We start from the raw sequence: 15,632 nt of genomic DNA, 5'->3' as shown, positions 1-15,632 counted from the left end.
CCACCCCGCCACGTCACACCTCAGCCCAGCTGCGCGAGCCCCTCGGTGGCGATCTTCTCGAAGACGTCCTGGTCGGCGGCGAACTCGGTGTCCGGGATCGGCGCGTGGATCACCAGCTCGTCGAAGCCCAGCTCACGGTGGCGTCCCACGAAGTCGACGAACGCGTCGAGCGAGCGCAGCATCGTGTTCGCCTCCGGGGTGAAGCCGGTCAGCAGGATCTTCTCCACCGACTCCGGGTTCCGGCCGATCTCGGCGCAAGCCTTGCCCAGCTTCTCGATCTGGCCCCGGAGCGCCTCGACCGACTGCTCCGGCGTGCCCGTCTCGAACAGCTTGGGATCGCCCGTCGTCACCCATGCCTGCCCGTGCCGGGCGGCCAGCTTCAGCCCGCGCGGTCCGTTCGCGGCCACCGCGAAGGGCAGCCGGGGCCGCTGGACGCAGCCGGGAATGCTGCGGGCCTCGTTCGCGGAGTAGAAGGTGCCCTCGTACGTCACCGCCTCCTCGGACAGCAGCCGGTCCAGCAGCGGGACGAACTCGGCGAACCGGTCGGCCCGCTCGCGCGGGGTCCACGCCTCCTGCCCGAGCGCGGTCGCGTCGAAGCTGTTGCCCCCCGCCCCGATGCCCAGGGTGATCCGGCCGCCGGAGATGTCGTCCAGCGACATGAGGTCCTTGGCGAGGGTCACCGGGTGCCGGAAGTTCGGCGAGGTCACGAGGGTGCCCAGCCGCATTCGCCCGGTCGCGGCGGCCGCGGCGGTCAGGGTGGGCACCGCACCGAACCACGGACCGTCGCGGAAGGTCCGCCAAGTGAGGTGGTCGTAGGTGTAGGCGGCGTGGAAGCCGAGTTCCTCGGCTCGCAGCCACTGGTCACGGCCGCCGTCGTGCCAGGGACGTACCGGAAGGATCACAGTGCTCAGACGCAGGCTCATGTCCGAGAGCCTACGGGGATCCGTCCGGCGTCCCTGGTCCGGCCGGACGGGCCCATGGGCGAAGATGGAGCCGTGACCTCGGCTCCCCAGCGCCCGGACGGGCCAACCCCCACGCCCCGCCTCATCGCCACCGACCTCGACGGGACCCTGCTGCGCGACGACAAGTCCGTGTCCGACCGGACCGTCGCCGCCCTCGCGGCCGCCGAAGCGGCGGGCATCGAGGTCTTCTTCGTCACCGGCCGCCCGGCCCGCTGGATGGACGTCGTCGCCGAGCACGTGCACGGCCACGGCCTGGCCATCTGCGCGAACGGCGCGGCCGTGGTCGATCTGCACGCGGGACGGGAGTTCGTCCAGGTCAGGGAGTTGCCCCGGGCCGACGCGCTGGCCGTCGTGTACGCGCTGCGCGCCGCCGCCCCCGGCAGCTCGTTCGCCGTCGAGCTGACCACCGGCATCCACTACGAGCCCACGTACCCGCCCTTCTACCAGGACCCGGGGGCCACGGTCGCCACGGCCGAGAAGCTGCTGTACGAGGACCCGTCCACGGCGGCGGCGCCCGTGCTCAAGCTGCTCTCCCACCACCCCGAGCTGTCCCCGGACGCGTTCCTGACCCTGGCGCGCGCCGTCGCGGGGGAGCACGGCGCGATCACGCGCTCCAGTCCGACCGCGCTGCTGGAGATCAGCGGCCTCGGCGTCTCCAAGGCCAGCACCCTGGAACACTGCTGCGCCGAGCGCGGCATCTCCCCCGCCGAGGTGGTCGCCTTCGGGGACATGCCCAATGACGTCGAGATGCTGAGCTGGGCGGGCACCTCGTACGCGATGGGCAACGCCCACCCGGCCGTGATCGCGGCCGCGTCCGGACGTACGGTCGCCAACAACGAGGACGGGGTCGCCCTCGTCATCGAGCGGATCCTGGCGGACCTGCCCCGCCGGGACTGACGAGCGCACGGCCCCGGCGGCGCGCGGGTACGGCGTCCGGGGCACACCGACTACAGCGGGGCCTCCCACACCAGGGTCGTCCCGCCGCCGTCCTCGCCGATCCCCGGGCCGTACGAGCTGGAGCCGCCCAGCGACTCCGCCCGGCGCCGCAGGTTCCGCAGCCCGCTGCGCCGACCGCCCTCCGGGATGCCCACCCCGTCGTCCGCGACCTCCAGCCGGACGCCGGGCCGGCCGTCCGCCAGCGTGATCGTCGCGTCCAGCACCACCTCGATCCGCTCCGCCTCGGAATGCCGGAAGGCGTTCGACAGCGCCTCGCGCAGCGCGGCGATCAGGTTCTTGCCGACCAGCTCGCCGACCACCGCGTCGATCGGCCCGACGAAGCGGTGCGCGGGCTGGAAGCCCAGTGGCACGGCCGCCATGTTGATCTCGCGCAGCACCCGCGTGCGCAGCCCGGACGGGGCCTCCGCCGGGCCCTGATGGAGCGCGAAGATCGCGGTGCGGATCTCCTGGATCGTCACGTCCAGCTCGTCGACGGCCTTGCCGACCCCGTCGCGCACCTCGGGAACGATGGAGCGGCGCTGGGCGCCCTCCAGCATCATCCCGGTGGCGAACAGCCGCTGGATGACCAGGTCGTGCAGGTCACGGGCGATCCGGTCGCGGTCCTCGAAGACCGCGAGCCGCTCCCGGTCGCGCTGCGCCTCGGCCATCATCAGCGCGAGCGCCGCCTGCGAGGCGAACTGGGTGGCGAGCGTCCGTTCGGCCTCGGTGAACGGCCGCTTCCCGCGCGCCCGCGGCGTCACGAGCGCACCCAGCACCCGCCCGCCGCTGTGCAGCGGCAGCATCATGCAGGGCCCGTACTGGCTGGTCAGGCGGCCCATCGTGCGGGGATCCGAGGACGCGTCGTCGACGAACACCGGCTCGCCGCGGAGCAGCTTGTCCACCACGGGGCTCTCCCCCGGGATGAGGACGCCGAGCGAGGTGCCGGGGTGGTCGGCGGAGACCGCCACGATCTCCATCCCGCCCTCCTCGGCGGGGAGCATCACGATCCCGGCCGCCGAGTCCGCCAGCCGGCGGGCCTGTTCCGCGACGACGGCGAGCGCGTCGTCGGCGTCCCCGCCCGACAGGAGCGCGGTGGTGACGGCCACCGAGCCGTCGATCCAGCGTTCGCGCTGAGTGGCCGCCTCGTACAGGCGCGCGTTGCCGATCGCGATGCCCGCCTCGGTCGCCAGCACCCGGACCATGTGGACGTCGTAGTCGTTGAACTCGACGCCGCCGTTCTTCTCGGCGAGGTACAGATTGCCGAAGATCTCCCCCTGCACCCGGATCGGTACGCCCAGGAAGGTCTTCATCGGCGGGTGGCCCGCCGGGAACCCGGCCGCGCGCGGGTCGTCCGCCAGATCGGCCAGCCGGACCGGGTCCGGGTGCCGGATCAGCGCACCGAGCAGGCCCCGCTTGCCGTCGGGGCGGTGCCCGATGAGCCGGGCCGTCTCGGGGCCGACGCCGTGGGTGACGAAATCGGACAGGCCGCGGCCCTCCGTGTCCACGACGCCGATGGCCGCGTAGCGGGCGTCCGCGAGCTCCGCGGCGGTCTCGCAGATGCGGTCCAGCGTGGAGTGCAGTTCGAGGCCGGTGCCGACCGACCGCATCGCCTCCAGCAGCTGCGGCACCCGGGCGGTGAGCTCGGTGGACAGGCCCTGCAGACTGCGGGTGGCCTTGGTGGCGGCCTCCAGCGGGTCCGACGTGTCCCGCGGTTCCTGCGACTCCTGCACTGACATGCCCTTGAGACTAGTTAGTCCCTTTTGCCGGGGAAAGTCGGGCCGACGGGGAAAGTCGGCCCGACTCACCGGGGATCGCCGGTCCAGGCCGTCCCACCGCCCGATCACGCCGTTTCCCGGCGGCCCGCCGCGGCCAGGTCACCCTCCCGCTCCCGGTCCACCATCCGCCGCAACGGTCCCTCGACGCCCACGAGCAGGTCGTACGGGCCGCGCTGCACGACCCGGCCGCCGTCCAGCACGAGGATCTCGTCCACCGCGTCGAGCCCGGCCAGCCGGTGCGTGATCAGCACCGTGGTCCGCCCCTCGGTCGCGCGCAGCAGGTCCCGGGTCAGCGCGTCCGCGGTGGCCACGTCCAGGTGCTCGGCCGGCTCGTCCAGGACCAGGACCGGGAAGTCGGCCAGCAGCGCGCGGGCAAGGGCCAGCCGCTGGCGCTGCCCGCCCGAGATCCGTTCGCCGTGTTCGCCGACGAGGGTGTCCAGTCCGTCGGGCAGCCCGTCCGCCCACTCCAGCAGCCGGGCGGCGGCGAGCGCCTCGCGCAGCTCTTCCTCGTTCGCCCCGGTCCGCGCGAGGCGCAGGTTCTCCCGGACCGAGCTGTCGAAGAGGTGCGCGTCCTGCGCGCACAGGCCGACCAACCGGCGTACGTCGTCCCCGTCCAGCGTCCGTACGTCGACGCCCGCGACGGTGTACGCGCCCTCGCGCACGTCCAGGAAGCGCAGCAGAACCTGCGCCAGCGTGGTCTTGCCCGCACCGGAGAGCCCCACGACGGCGACCCGGCGGCCGGCGTCGAGCGTCAGGTCGATCCCCCGTACCGCGTCGTGCTCCTGCCCGGGGTGACGGGCGCCGAGCCCGGCCAGCCGCAGCGGGAACGGGGACGCGGGCGCGGGGCCCGGCCGCTCCGGCTCGGCGACCGGCGCCGGAGCGTCGATCACCTCGTACACCCGCTCGGCGCTGCGCCGGACCCGCTGGCGGTAGCGGACGGCCAGCGGGAGTCCGTTGACCGCCTCGAACGCGGCGAGCGGGGTGAGCACGGCGACGGCCATCGCCACCCCGCCGAGCCGGCCGTCGGCCACCGCGCCCGCGGCGACGGCGGCGGCTGCCACCACGGTCAGCCCGCAGACCAGGGCGGCCAGCCCACCGCCGATCCCGGTGGCCGCGGCCCCGCGGGCGGCGATCCGGGTGAGGACCCGGTCGCTCTCCCGCGCCCGTTCCTTGCGTCCGCCCAGCGCTCCGGCGACGGTCAGCTCGGCGGTGCCCGAGAGCAGGTCCGTCACCCGCGTGGCCAGTTCGCCCCGGGCGGGCGCCAGCCGGCGTTCCGCCCGTCGCGTGCAGGCACCGCTGACCAGCGGCACGCCGACCCCGGCGGCGAGCAGCCCGACCGCGAGGACCGCCCCCGCCTCGGGCAGCAGCCAGGCGGTGAAGCCGACCGAGCCCAGCCCGACGAGCACGGCGGTACCGACCGGCAGCAGCCACCGCAGCCAGTAGTCCTGCAAGGCGTCGGCGTCCGCCACCAGACGGGTCAGCAGATCGCCGCGCCGCCGCTCGCGCAGCCCTCCGGGCGCGATGTGCTCCAACCGCCGGTACACGGAGACCCGCAGCTCCGCGAGCATCCGCAGCACCGCGTCGTGGGAGACCAGCCGCTCCGCGTAGCGGAAGACGGCACGCCCCAGTCCGAAGGCCCGGGTCGCGGTGACGGCCACCATCAGGTAGAGGACGGGAGGGTGCTCGGACGCCCGGGAGATGAGCCAGCCGGATACGGCCATCAGACCGACCCCGCACCCGACGGCCAGCGCCCCCAGGAACAGCCCGAGCCGGAACCGGCCCTGCCACCGCGCGGCGTCCGCCCGGACCCGCGCGAGCGGATGCCGACCGCGGCCACCGGCCGGGACGGGCGCCTTCACACCGGTCCGCCGCCGGTCCGGCTCCCCGTACCCGGGGCGCTCCGTGTCCCCGGGGCGCTCCGCGCCGTCGTCGGCCTCGCCGAGGATCCATCCCCCGGCTTCCCCTTGCGGCCCGTTCGGCGCGTGGAGCGCGGAACCGGGGCCGGGATCCGTCACCGGGATCCGGGGCTCTGCGGCGTCCACGGCCCCCACGGCCATCACCCGGTCCGCCACGGCCAGCAGCGCCGGCCGGTGGACCACGAGCAGGACCGTCCGCCCGGCGGCCAGCCGGCGTACGGCGTCGACCACCGCGGCCTCGGTCTCGCCGTCCAGCGCGGCCGTCGGCTCGTCCAGGAGCAGCACCGGCCGGTCCGCCAGGAAGGCCCGGGCCAGCGCGAGCCGCTGGCGCTGGCCCGCGGACAGGCCGGCCCCGCCCTCGCCCAGCGCGGTCCCCGCCCCGTTCGGCAGCGCCGCTACGAACTCCTGCGCCCCGGCGTCCCGCAGCGCCCGCGCGACCTCCGCGTCCGAGGCGTCCGGACGGGCGAGGCGTACGTTCTCGGCGATGGTCCCGGCGAACAGGTGCGGGCGCTGCGGCACCCACGCGATCCGCTCGCGCCACCGCTCCGGGGACAGCCCGGCCAGGTCCACGCCCCCGATCAGCACCCGCCCCTCGCTCGGCGCCACGAATCCGAGCAGCACCTGGAGGAGGGTGGACTTGCCCGCCCCGCTGGGACCGGTGAGCGCGACGCACTCTCCCGGCGCGACGGTCAGCGAGACCGGGCCGGGTGAGCAGGCCGCGCGGCCCTCGTAGCGGACCGCGACGCCCTCGAACCGGAGCTCGGCGGAGGCGGCGGGCGCCGGGGCGGCCGTACCGCCCGTGACCGCGAGCGGGGTCTCCAGCACCTCGAAGATCTCTTCCGCCGCCGCCAGCCCCTCGGCCGCCGCGTGGTACTGCGCCCCCACCTGGCGCAGCGGCAGGTAGGCCTCGGGCGCCAGGATCAGGATGACCAGTCCCGTGTACAGGTCGAGGTCACCGTGCACGAGCCGCATGCCGATGGTGACGGCGACCAGCGCCACCGAGAGGGTGGCGAGCAGTTCGAGCGCGAAGGACGAGAGGAAGGCGATGCGCAGGGTGCGCATCGTGGCCCGCCGGTAGTCGTCGGTGATGGTACGGATCGACTCGGCCTGCGCCTTGGCCCGGCCGAACACCTTCAGCGTCGGCAGCCCGGCGACGACGTCGAGGAAGTGCCCCGAGAGCCGGGACAGCAGCCGCCACTGGCGGTCCATCCGGGACTGGGTGGCCCAGCCGATGAGGATCATGAAGACGGGGATCAGCGGCAGCGTGCCCGTGATGATGGCCGCCGAGACCCAGTCCTCCGTGACGATCCGCGCGAGGACCGCCACGGGCACCACGACCGCGAGTCCGAGCTGCGGCAGGTACCGGGAGAAGTAGTCGTCGAGCGCGTCCACGCCCCGGGTGGCCAGGCCCACCAGGGAACCGGTCCGCTGCCCGCACAGCCAGGACGGTCCCAGGTCCGCGGCCCGGTCCAGCAGCCGGCCGCGCAGCTCCGACTTGACCGCGGCGCTGGCCCGGTGGGCGGCCAGCTCGGTGAGCCAGGCCACCAGCGCCCGCCCCAGGGCCACCGCCGCGAGGAGCAGCAGGGGTGTCCGCAACGCCTGGCCGTCGAGGCCCTTTTCGAAGGCACCGACCACGATCTCGGCGATCAGCATGGCCTGGCCGACGACCAGCCCCGCTCCGGCGAGGCCGAGGGCCACCACCGCCCCCAGGAAGAGGCGGGTGGAGCGGGCGTACCGGAGCAGGCGCGGGTCGATCGGTTTCACGTGAAACATCCCCCAAGGCAGGGTCGGGCAGGAGGGTCGCCGGACGGGCCGGTGACCCGGGCTCAGTGCGTATCGGCGATGTGCTGCGTACCGATCCGCTTGCGGAACACCCAGTAGGTCCAGCTCTGGTAGAGCAGGACGAGGGGAGTCGCCACGCCCGCGCACCAGGTCATGATCTTGAGGGTGTAGGGCGTGGACGAGGCGTTGGTGACCGTGAGGCTCCAGGCATCGTTCAGCGAGGAGGGCATGACGTTCGGGAAGAGCGTCAGGAACAGCATGGCGACCGCGGCCGCGATGGTGATCCCGGACAGCGCGAACGACCAGCCTTCGCGGCCCGCCAGGTTGCAGCCGAGCGCCCCGAGGAGCGCGAGCACGGCGACGGCCATCGCGACCAGGCTCGCGGTGTCGCCCCGGGAGACCTGGGTCCACACCAGGAAGACGAGCGCGAGTACCGCGGTCACCACACCGAGCCGGGTGGCCAGCTTCCGCGAGCGGTCCCGGATGTCACCCACCGTCTTGAGCGAGGTGAAGACCGCGCCGTGGAAGGTGAACAGGGTGAGGGTGACCAGGCCGCCGAGGATCGAGTAGACGTTGAGCAGATCGAAGACAGTACCGACGTATTCCTTGTGCTCGTCGATCTTCACGCCGCGCGTGATGTTGGCGAAGGCGACGCCCCAGAGGAAGGCGGGGATCAGGGAGGTCCAGAAGATGGCGTGTTCCCAGTTGGACTGCCACCGGTCCTCGGGCCTCTTGTGCCGGTACTCGAAGGCCACGCCGCGGATGATCAGGCAGAGCAGGATGAGCAGCAGCGGCAGGTAGAAGCCGGAGAAGAGGGTGGCGTACCAGTCCGGGAAGGCGGCGAAGGTCGCACCGCCGGCGGTGAGGAGCCAGACCTCGTTGCCGTCCCAGACCGGTCCGATCGTATTGATCAGGACCCGCTTCTCCGTGCGGTCGCGAGCCAGCAGCTTGGTCAGGACGCCGACTCCGAAGTCGAAGCCCTCCAGGAAGAAGTAGCCGGTCCAGAGGACGGCGATGAGCACGAACCAGACGTCATGGAGTTGCATGGTGTGGTCTCCCCGGCCTCAGTACGAGAAGGCCATCGGCCGGTCGGCGTCGGCGTGGTCGCCGCCGATCCTGGTGGGCGGGTTGAGGTCGGCCTCGGTCAGCTCCGGCGGACCGGCCTTGACGTACTTCACGAGGAGCTTGACCTCGATCACGGCGAGGACGGCGTAGAGCGCGGTGAAGACGGCCATCGAGGTGATCACCTCGCCCTGCGAGACCGTCGGCGAGACGGCGTCGGCGGTGCGCAGGACTCCGTAGACGGCCCAGGGCTGGCGGCCCATCTCGGTGAAGATCCAGCCCCAGCAGTTGGCGATCAGCGGGAAGCCGAGCGTCCAGACCGCACCGAGCCAGTAGAGACGGGTCAGCCGCGGGCTCAGGGCGCTCTTGAAGAGGACCAGGTGCGGCCGCTCGTCCTCGCCGGTCCGCAGGGCCGGTGGGAGCATGAACTTCCGTCGGGTCAGCCAGAGCCCCACCGCGCCGAGGGCGAAGGACGCCATGCCGAAGCCGATCATCCAGCGGAAGCCCCAGTACGCAACGGGGATCGCGGGCCGGTAGTCACCGGGACCGTACTTCTCCTGCTCGGACTTGTTGACGTCGTTGATGCCCGGGACGAACGAGTCGAAGTTGTTGTCGGCGAGGAAGGACAGGACGCCGGGGACCTCTATGGCGACCTTGTTGTGGCCCTTGTCGACGTCCCCGTAGGCGAAGATCGAGAAGGGCGCGCTCCGCTCCCCGTCCCACAGCGCCTCCGCGGCGGCCATCTTCATCGGCTGCTGCTTGAACATCACCTTCGCGAGGGTGTCGCCGCTGATCGCGGTGAGCAGGCCCCCGATGACGACGGCGATCAGGCCGAGGCGCAGCGAGGTCCGCATCACGGGGATGTGGTTCTTGCGCAGCAGGTGGAAGGCGGCGATGCCGACCATGAAGGCGCCGCCGGTCAGCAGGGCGGCCGTCAGGGTGTGGAAGACCTGACTGAGCGCGGTGTTCTGAGTCAGCACGAGCCAGAAGTCGGTCAGCTCGGCGCGGCCGGTCTCCTTGTTGAAGCGGTACCCGACGGGGTGCTGCATCCAGGAGTTGGCCGCGAGGATGAAGTAGGCGGACAGGATGGTGCCGATCGACACCATCCAGATGCAGGCGAGGTGGATCTTCTTGGGCAGCTTGTCCCAGCCGAAGATCCACAGACCGATGAAGGTCGACTCGAAGAAGAAGGCGATGAGCGCCTCGAAGGCCAGCGGGGCGCCGAAGACGTCGCCCACGAACCGCGAGTAGTCGGACCAGTTCATGCCGAACTGAAACTCCTGGACGATGCCGGTGACGACACCCATCGCGATGTTGATCAGGAAGAGCTTGCCCCAGAACTTGGTGGCCTTGAGGTACTTCTCCTTGTCCGTTCGCACCCATGCCGTCTGCAGGACCGCGACGAGCGCGGCGAGCGAGATCGTCAGGGGGACGAAGAGGAAGTGGTAGACGGTGGTGATGCCGAACTGCCACCGCGCCAGGGTCTCCGGTGCCAAAGCCAGGTCCACGTCGTCTTCTCCTTCGCGTCGGCGTGGTCACCGCTGCTGTGTGCGTCTCACAACCACCCATCCAGGGAGGAAGGGGATGCGCTTGTGAACGCGTTCACATTCACAAGCATTATGTCGCACAGGTGTGGGACCGCATCGAGGGGGGTCCCTCTAGCCAACATCTTCAACAGATTGTTGAATGCCGCCCATGCAGATACGGATCTCCTGGCCCTCCGGCCAGCTCACCGCGACCCTCGACGACACCCCGACCGCCAAGGCCCTGACGCAGGCCCTGCCGATTTCCGCCTCCGCCAACCTCTGGGGCGAGGAGGTCTACTTCGACACCGGCGTCTCCGTCGCGCTCGAGGAGGACGCCCGGCAGGTCGTCGAACCGGGCACGGTCGCCTTCTGGACCGAGGGCGACGCGCTCGCGCTCCCCTACGGCCCCACGCCCATCTCACGGGGAGGCGAGAGCCGCCTGGCGAGCCCGTGCAACATCCTGGGCTCGTTCGACGGCGACCCCCGCCTGCTGGCCACCGTCCGCGAGGGCGACCCCGTCCGCGTGGAACTGGCGTAAACCGCGCCGCTCCCCACCAGCCCCTTCGGCCACCTCGGCATCCAGGGCTCCTACAGCTCCTACAGCCCTACAGCTCCTTGAAGAACGCCTCTGCCGTGTGCAGGAACAGGTCGTTCGCCTCGGTCTCACCGATCGTGACCCGCAGGCCCTCACCCGCGAAGGGCCGGACCACCACACCGGCCTTCTCGCAGGCCGCCGCGAAGTCGGCGGTGCGCTCGCCCAGCCGCATCCACACGAAATTGGCCTGGGTCTCGGGAACCACCGACCAGCCCTGGGCGATCAGCGTCTCGTACACCCGCGTCCGCTCCCCGAGGAGCGAGCCCACCCGGCCCAGCAGCTCGTCCTCGGCCCGCAGCGAGGCGACCGCCGCGTCCTGCGCGAGCTGACTCACGCCGAAGGGAACCGCCGTCTTGCGCAGCGCGGCGGCCACCGGCTCGTGCGCCACGGCGAACCCGACCCGCAGGCCGGCCAGGCCGTACGCCTTGGAGAAGGTGCGCAGGACCGCGACGTTCGGCCGGCTCCGGTAGATCTCGATCCCGTCCGGCACCTCGGTGTCGCGCACGAACTCGCGGTAGGCCTCGTCCAGCACCACCAGGACGTCCGCGGGCACCCGGTCCAGGAACCGCTCCAGCTCCGCACGGCGCACGACGGTGCCGGTGGGGTTGTTGGGGTTGCACAGGAAGATCAGCCGGGTGCGCTCGGTGATCGCGTCCGCCATCGCGTCCAGGTCGTGCACGTCACCCGGGGTCAGCGGGACCTGGACCGAGGTCGCGCCCGAGATCTGGACGATGATCGGGTACGCCTCGAAGGAGCGCCAGGCGTAGATGACCTCGTCGCCCGGACCGGCGGTCGCCTGGATCAGCGACTGCGCCACGCCGACCGACCCGGTGCCCGTCGCCACGTGCTCGACCGGTACCCCGAAGCGCTCCGCGATCTCGTTGACGAGCGCCGTGCAGGCCATGTCGGGGTAGCGGTTGAAGTCCCCGGCGGCCGCGACGACGCTTTCGAGCACCCCCGGCAGCGGCGGGTAGGGGTTCTCGTTGGAGGACAGCTTGTACGCCACCGGGCCTCCGGCGGCGGCGGGCTTCCCCGGCTTGTACGTGGGAATGCCATCCAGCTCGGCGCGCAGCCTCGGGCTCTTCTCGCTCACCGCAGGTCCTCCTCGACCATCCCGTGCAACTCAATACTGCTCACCTTATGAGGATTCCGTCGTCCCGAGAATGGTGGGCGCCAGGAAAGAGGGGGAGCGCGTGCATATATGCGTGCGCCGGTGGCCTGCGCCGTGGCGCGCGTCCCTCGTGCAGGTGAGTTGAGACCGGTCCGAGACCTCACCACTTTGGCATGCTCGGACCCGACGACAAGCGCCACGATCACTTACGGCTACCAAATGCCTTGTATTCCAAGGTCATTTGGGGTGGCGCACCGTGCAGAAACGTGCCTGTCAACGCCTGCATATGCATACGGACCAACCAGGCCCCCGAGCCCTACTATCGGCTCGCCATGACAGCAGCAGGGAAGCATCAGGTGAGCCGGACCGAGACCCCCCGGCGGACCGCGGGCCGTCCGGGCCGCGCGGGAATCAGGGACGTGGCCGCCGCGGCCGGCGTCTCGATCACGACCGTCTCCGACGCGCTCAATGGCAAGGGGCGGCTCCCGGACGCCACCCGCCGCCACGTCCGCGAGGTGGCCGACCGGCTGGGCTACCGCCCGTCCGCCGCCGCCCGAACCCTCCGTACCGGCAAGTCCGGCCTCATCGGCCTGACCGTGACGACGTACGGGGATGAACCTTTCACCTTCACCGAGTTCGCCTATTTCGCCGAGATGGCCAGAGCCGCCACCTCCGCCGCGCTCGCGCGCGGCTACGCCCTGGTCATCCTCCCCGCCACCTCCCGGCACGACGTGTGGTCGAACGTCGCGCTCGACGGGACCGTCGTCATCGACCCCTCCGACCACGACCCCGTCGTCACCGAGCTGGTCCGCCAGGGCCTGCCGGTGGTCTCCGACGGCCGCCCCGCCGGCACCCTCCCCGTCACGGCCTGGGTCGACAACGACCACGAGGCCGCCGTCCTCAACCTGCTCGACCACCTCGCCGCCGCGGGAGCCCGGCGCATCGGACTCCTCACCGGCACCACCACGGACACCTACACCCGGCTCTCCACCACCGCCTACCTCAGCTGGTGCGAGCGCGTCGGCCAGGACCCCGTCTACGAGTCCTACCCCGCCCACGATCCGTGCGCCGGAGCCGTGGCGGCCGACCGGCTGCTCGCCCGGCCCGACCGCCCCGACGCCGTCTACGGACTCTTCGACCCCAACGGCACCGACCTGCTGGCCGCCGCGCGGCGCTACGGTCTGCGGGTGCCCGAGGACCTCCTGCTCGTGTGCTGCAGCGAGTCCACCGTGTACGCCTCCACCGAACCCCCCATCACCACCCTCTCCCTCAAACCGCGTCGCATCGGCACCGCCGTCGTGCAGTTGCTCATCGACGCGATCGAGGGCGTCGACACCGGACGACCCGTCGAACAGGTGGTCCCGACCGAACTGATCGTCAGAACTTCGTCACAGCGCAGGCAGCCGCGCACCACCGTCAGTCCGCCCCGATCCCCGTCCGGAGACTGACCTCCGGGTATTTCCGCACCATCCCGCAACACGCATATCGGTTGAAAACGGTAGGAAGGGTCGGCTCCGGCCAGGATTCACCACCCCTGGTGCGTCACAGAGCGCGAGCCGCATTCCTATGATGGGCGCACGACATCACGGACCCTCCGATCCTGGAGGTCAGGAGGGTCCGCAGATGTACGGCAGCGCGACGGTGGTGGAGGGGTCGATGACTCAGGGGGCCGGTCAGGGACCCGCGATGCGGACGGAGACGCTGCGGGACTTCCGGGTTCCGGCCGCCCCTCCCGTCGCGTACGGCACGGACGCACCCACGCCCGCGGTACCCCGCGAGGTGCCCGTCTACGGCGAGTACCCGGCGTACTACGACGAAGGCGCGTCGGTGCCGCCGCCGCGGCCCGCCTACGCCCCCACCCCGGTGCACGCTCCCGGTCCGCCTCCCGCGCCGGACGCGGGCCCGCCCGGCGGCACGGCGGCGCCCGTACACGCGGAACAGCACGGTCCCTCCGAGCCGGCCGCGGAGTCCGAGGACTACACGCCCACGCAGCGCGACCTCCCGATCATCAGCCGCGGCGGACCGGGCGACACCGTCCAGGTCCAGTACGTCCCCCAGGACGCCCCCGCCGACGGGCCCGGGCCGCTCTACGTCGTCGGCGACGTCCACGGCTACCTCGACGAGCTGATCGCCGAACTGCACGCTCAGCACCTGATCGACGCCGACGGCCGGTGGTCCGCCGGGAACGCGCGCCTGTGGTTCCTCGGCGACTTCACGGACCGCGGTCCCGACGGCATCGGCGTGATCGACCTCGTCATGCGGCTCTCCGCCGAGGCCGCGGCCGCGGGCGGGTACTGCAAGGCCCTCATGGGCAACCACGAACTCCTGCTCATCGGAGCCAAGCGGTTCGGCGACACCCCGGTCGTGTCCGGCGCGGGCACCGCCAGCTTCCAGGCCGCCTGGCTGCTCAACGGCGGCCAGCGCACCGACATGGAGCGCCTGCAAGACGTACACCTGCAGTGGATGTCGCGGCTGGACGCGGCCGCCCTGGAGGACGGTCACCTGCTGCTGCACTCCGACACCACCGCCTACCTCGACTACGGCGACTCCATCGAGGACGTCAACGACAAGGTCCACGAACTGCTCAACCAGCACGACGCGGACGAGACGTGGGACCTGTTCCGCAAGTTCACCAAGCGCTTCGCCTTCCGCGACCAGGAGACCGGCCCCCAGGCCGTGCGCGAGCTCCTCGGCACCTACGGCGGCGGGCGCGTGGTGCACGGGCACAGTCCGATCCCGTACCTGCTGGGCGAAGTGGGGACCGAGGACGGCGAGCGCACCCACGGTCCGGAGACCATCGACGGCCCCCACGTCTACGCGGAGGGCCTCGCCATCGCCATGGACGGCGGGGTCACGATGGCAGGGAAACTGCTGGTCGTACAACTCCCGTTGACCGACTGAGGGTTCCTGGAGCAGGGTATTTCGGAAAGCCCCTGTCACCGCGTGGCGGGGGCGTTCTACCATCGCACTATCCGTAGCAGGCTCTCCTCCGTTTGTGCCGGTGCCCGGTCCACACGGGCCCACCGGTCTCCACGGAGCATCGGGGGATGCACATGACCAGCGCTCCGCACCTGCTGACCGAAGACCGACCGGAGTTCGATCGGCTCCTCGACGAGGCGCTGCGCACCGCGCACGAACGGCCCGAACTCGCGACGCTCGGCGAACGACTGAACGCCGAACAGTTGCGCACCATGGCCCTCGATGCCAGTGCGCTGCTGACGGCCGCCGCCGCGGCCGAGTACGACCACTACGTGAAGATCCGCGGTGAGCTGCGCGACGAGACGGCGGCCACGCATGCACACGCGCCGGACGACGACACGAGCGGTGGCGGCGCGGGGGTGGGCGCCGTGGTCGCGGTCCTGGCACCGGTGCTGGCCGGCACCGCCATGCTCATTTTCCTGCTGGTGGGCTACACCCTGAAGATGATCGAGCCCGAACCGGCCTTTGCGGAAACCATGCTGACGGCGGGTTGGCTCTTCGGCGCCCTCACGGCGGCGGCGATCCTGATCGCCGCGATCGGTCTGCTGGTCACCGCGGTCCGCAACAGCGCGACCGAGGTGACGGTGGACGTGGCGGAGACCGTCCCCGACGAGGTTTCGCGCGCCCGGGAGGCGTGGCGGCACGCACTGCTGGAGCGGGGCATCATGCCGTTCCTCCAGGACGCGCTGGCGGATCCCAGTGCCGGGGCCGGCTCCCCGATACCGCGGCGCCGGCCCCGGCGCATCCCGCAACTGGGCTACAGTGCTCCCGATTTCAGCAGCCCGGGGAATTCCGAGAGCACCCATCCCGGCTATACGCCACCGGACTTCACGAGCCCCGACTTCGGCGGACCGGAGCACGAGCCGAGCTGACGCCGCAGGGGTGGATGTTTCACGTGAAACACGACGGCGCGTGGAACACGGAGGACAGGCACCCGGCGCCCGGCGCCGTTCCCGAGGCGGACCGACCTCGGAGACGACGCCGGGTC

General features: G+C 71.7%; 11 protein-coding genes. 5 read left to right on the top strand and 6 right to left on the bottom strand.

Going from position 1 to position 15,632, the window contains the following annotated elements:
- Positions 1–20: 20 nt before the first annotated feature.
- Positions 21–923 carry an LLM class flavin-dependent oxidoreductase gene (locus ABZY31_RS01065; protein WP_356403285.1) on the bottom strand — a complete coding sequence of 301 codons (903 nt, stop codon included), beginning with the start codon at positions 921–923 and terminating at the stop codon, positions 21–23.
- A 54-nt stretch (positions 924–977) separates the two neighbouring features.
- Here ABZY31_RS01065 and ABZY31_RS01060 point away from each other — a divergent pair, with 54 nt between their 5' ends.
- A complete protein-coding gene (locus ABZY31_RS01060; RefSeq protein ID WP_356403282.1) occupies positions 978–1,859 on the top strand; it encodes a Cof-type HAD-IIB family hydrolase in 882 nt (293 codons plus the stop codon).
- 50 nt (positions 1,860–1,909) lie between these two features.
- Here the strand turns inward: ABZY31_RS01060 and ABZY31_RS01055 are convergent, their stop codons facing one another.
- The 4 genes from ABZY31_RS01055 to ABZY31_RS01040 all read right to left on the bottom strand — a co-directional run bounded on the left by ABZY31_RS01055 (position 1,910) and on the right by ABZY31_RS01040 (position 9,941).
- Positions 1,910–3,634, bottom strand: a complete 1,725-nt coding sequence (locus ABZY31_RS01055) for a GAF domain-containing protein (RefSeq protein ID WP_356403279.1) — start codon at positions 3,632–3,634, stop codon at positions 1,910–1,912.
- 104 nt (positions 3,635–3,738) lie between these two features.
- Positions 3,739–7,362 (bottom strand): thiol reductant ABC exporter subunit CydD, encoded by a 3,624-nt coding sequence (gene cydD, locus ABZY31_RS01050; protein WP_356403276.1) that lies wholly within the window; start codon positions 7,360–7,362, stop codon positions 3,739–3,741.
- A gap of 53 nt (positions 7,363–7,415) precedes the next feature.
- Positions 7,416–8,417, bottom strand: coding sequence for a cytochrome d ubiquinol oxidase subunit II (cydB, locus tag ABZY31_RS01045; protein ID WP_356403273.1), 1,002 nt, complete (start codon positions 8,415–8,417; stop codon positions 7,416–7,418).
- An 18-nt stretch (positions 8,418–8,435) separates the two neighbouring features.
- On the bottom strand, positions 8,436–9,941 hold the full coding sequence (locus ABZY31_RS01040) for a cytochrome ubiquinol oxidase subunit I (protein ID WP_356403270.1): 1,506 nt from the start codon (positions 9,939–9,941) through the stop codon (positions 8,436–8,438).
- A 187-nt stretch (positions 9,942–10,128) separates the two neighbouring features.
- On the opposite strand from ABZY31_RS01040, the gene ABZY31_RS01035 reads away from it, so the two are divergent.
- The gene (locus tag ABZY31_RS01035) at positions 10,129–10,497 is read left to right on the top strand and encodes a cyclophilin-like fold protein (protein WP_356403267.1); all 369 of its coding nucleotides are present in this window, start codon (positions 10,129–10,131) and stop codon (positions 10,495–10,497) included.
- 67 nt (positions 10,498–10,564) lie between these two features.
- On the opposite strand, the gene hisC is transcribed toward ABZY31_RS01035, so the two are convergent.
- Complete coding sequence (hisC, locus tag ABZY31_RS01030; RefSeq protein WP_356403264.1) at positions 10,565–11,647, bottom strand: histidinol-phosphate transaminase; 1,083 nt, start codon at positions 11,645–11,647, stop codon at positions 10,565–10,567.
- 350 nt (positions 11,648–11,997) lie between these two features.
- Here hisC and ABZY31_RS01025 point away from each other — a divergent pair, with 350 nt between their 5' ends.
- From ABZY31_RS01025 to ABZY31_RS01015, 3 genes are all read left to right on the top strand, one after another.
- Positions 11,998–13,113: a LacI family DNA-binding transcriptional regulator gene (locus ABZY31_RS01025; protein ID WP_356403261.1), complete on the top strand. Its 1,116-nt coding sequence runs from the start codon at positions 11,998–12,000 to the stop codon at positions 13,111–13,113.
- Between the two features lie 193 nt (positions 13,114–13,306).
- On the top strand, positions 13,307–14,566 hold the full coding sequence (locus ABZY31_RS01020; RefSeq protein ID WP_356403688.1) for a metallophosphoesterase: 1,260 nt from the start codon (positions 13,307–13,309) through the stop codon (positions 14,564–14,566).
- 146 nt (positions 14,567–14,712) lie between these two features.
- A complete protein-coding gene (locus ABZY31_RS01015; protein ID WP_356403258.1) occupies positions 14,713–15,516 on the top strand; it encodes a hypothetical protein in 804 nt (267 codons plus the stop codon).
- Positions 15,517–15,632 lie beyond the last annotated feature (116 nt).

The sequence above is a fragment of the Streptomyces sp. NPDC006529 genome (genome assembly GCF_040611795.1).
Taxonomy (GTDB): domain Bacteria; phylum Actinomycetota; class Actinomycetes; order Streptomycetales; family Streptomycetaceae; genus Streptomyces.
Note: the sequence above shows the minus strand (reverse complement) of the source record. Positions and strands in the feature narration are given on the sequence as shown.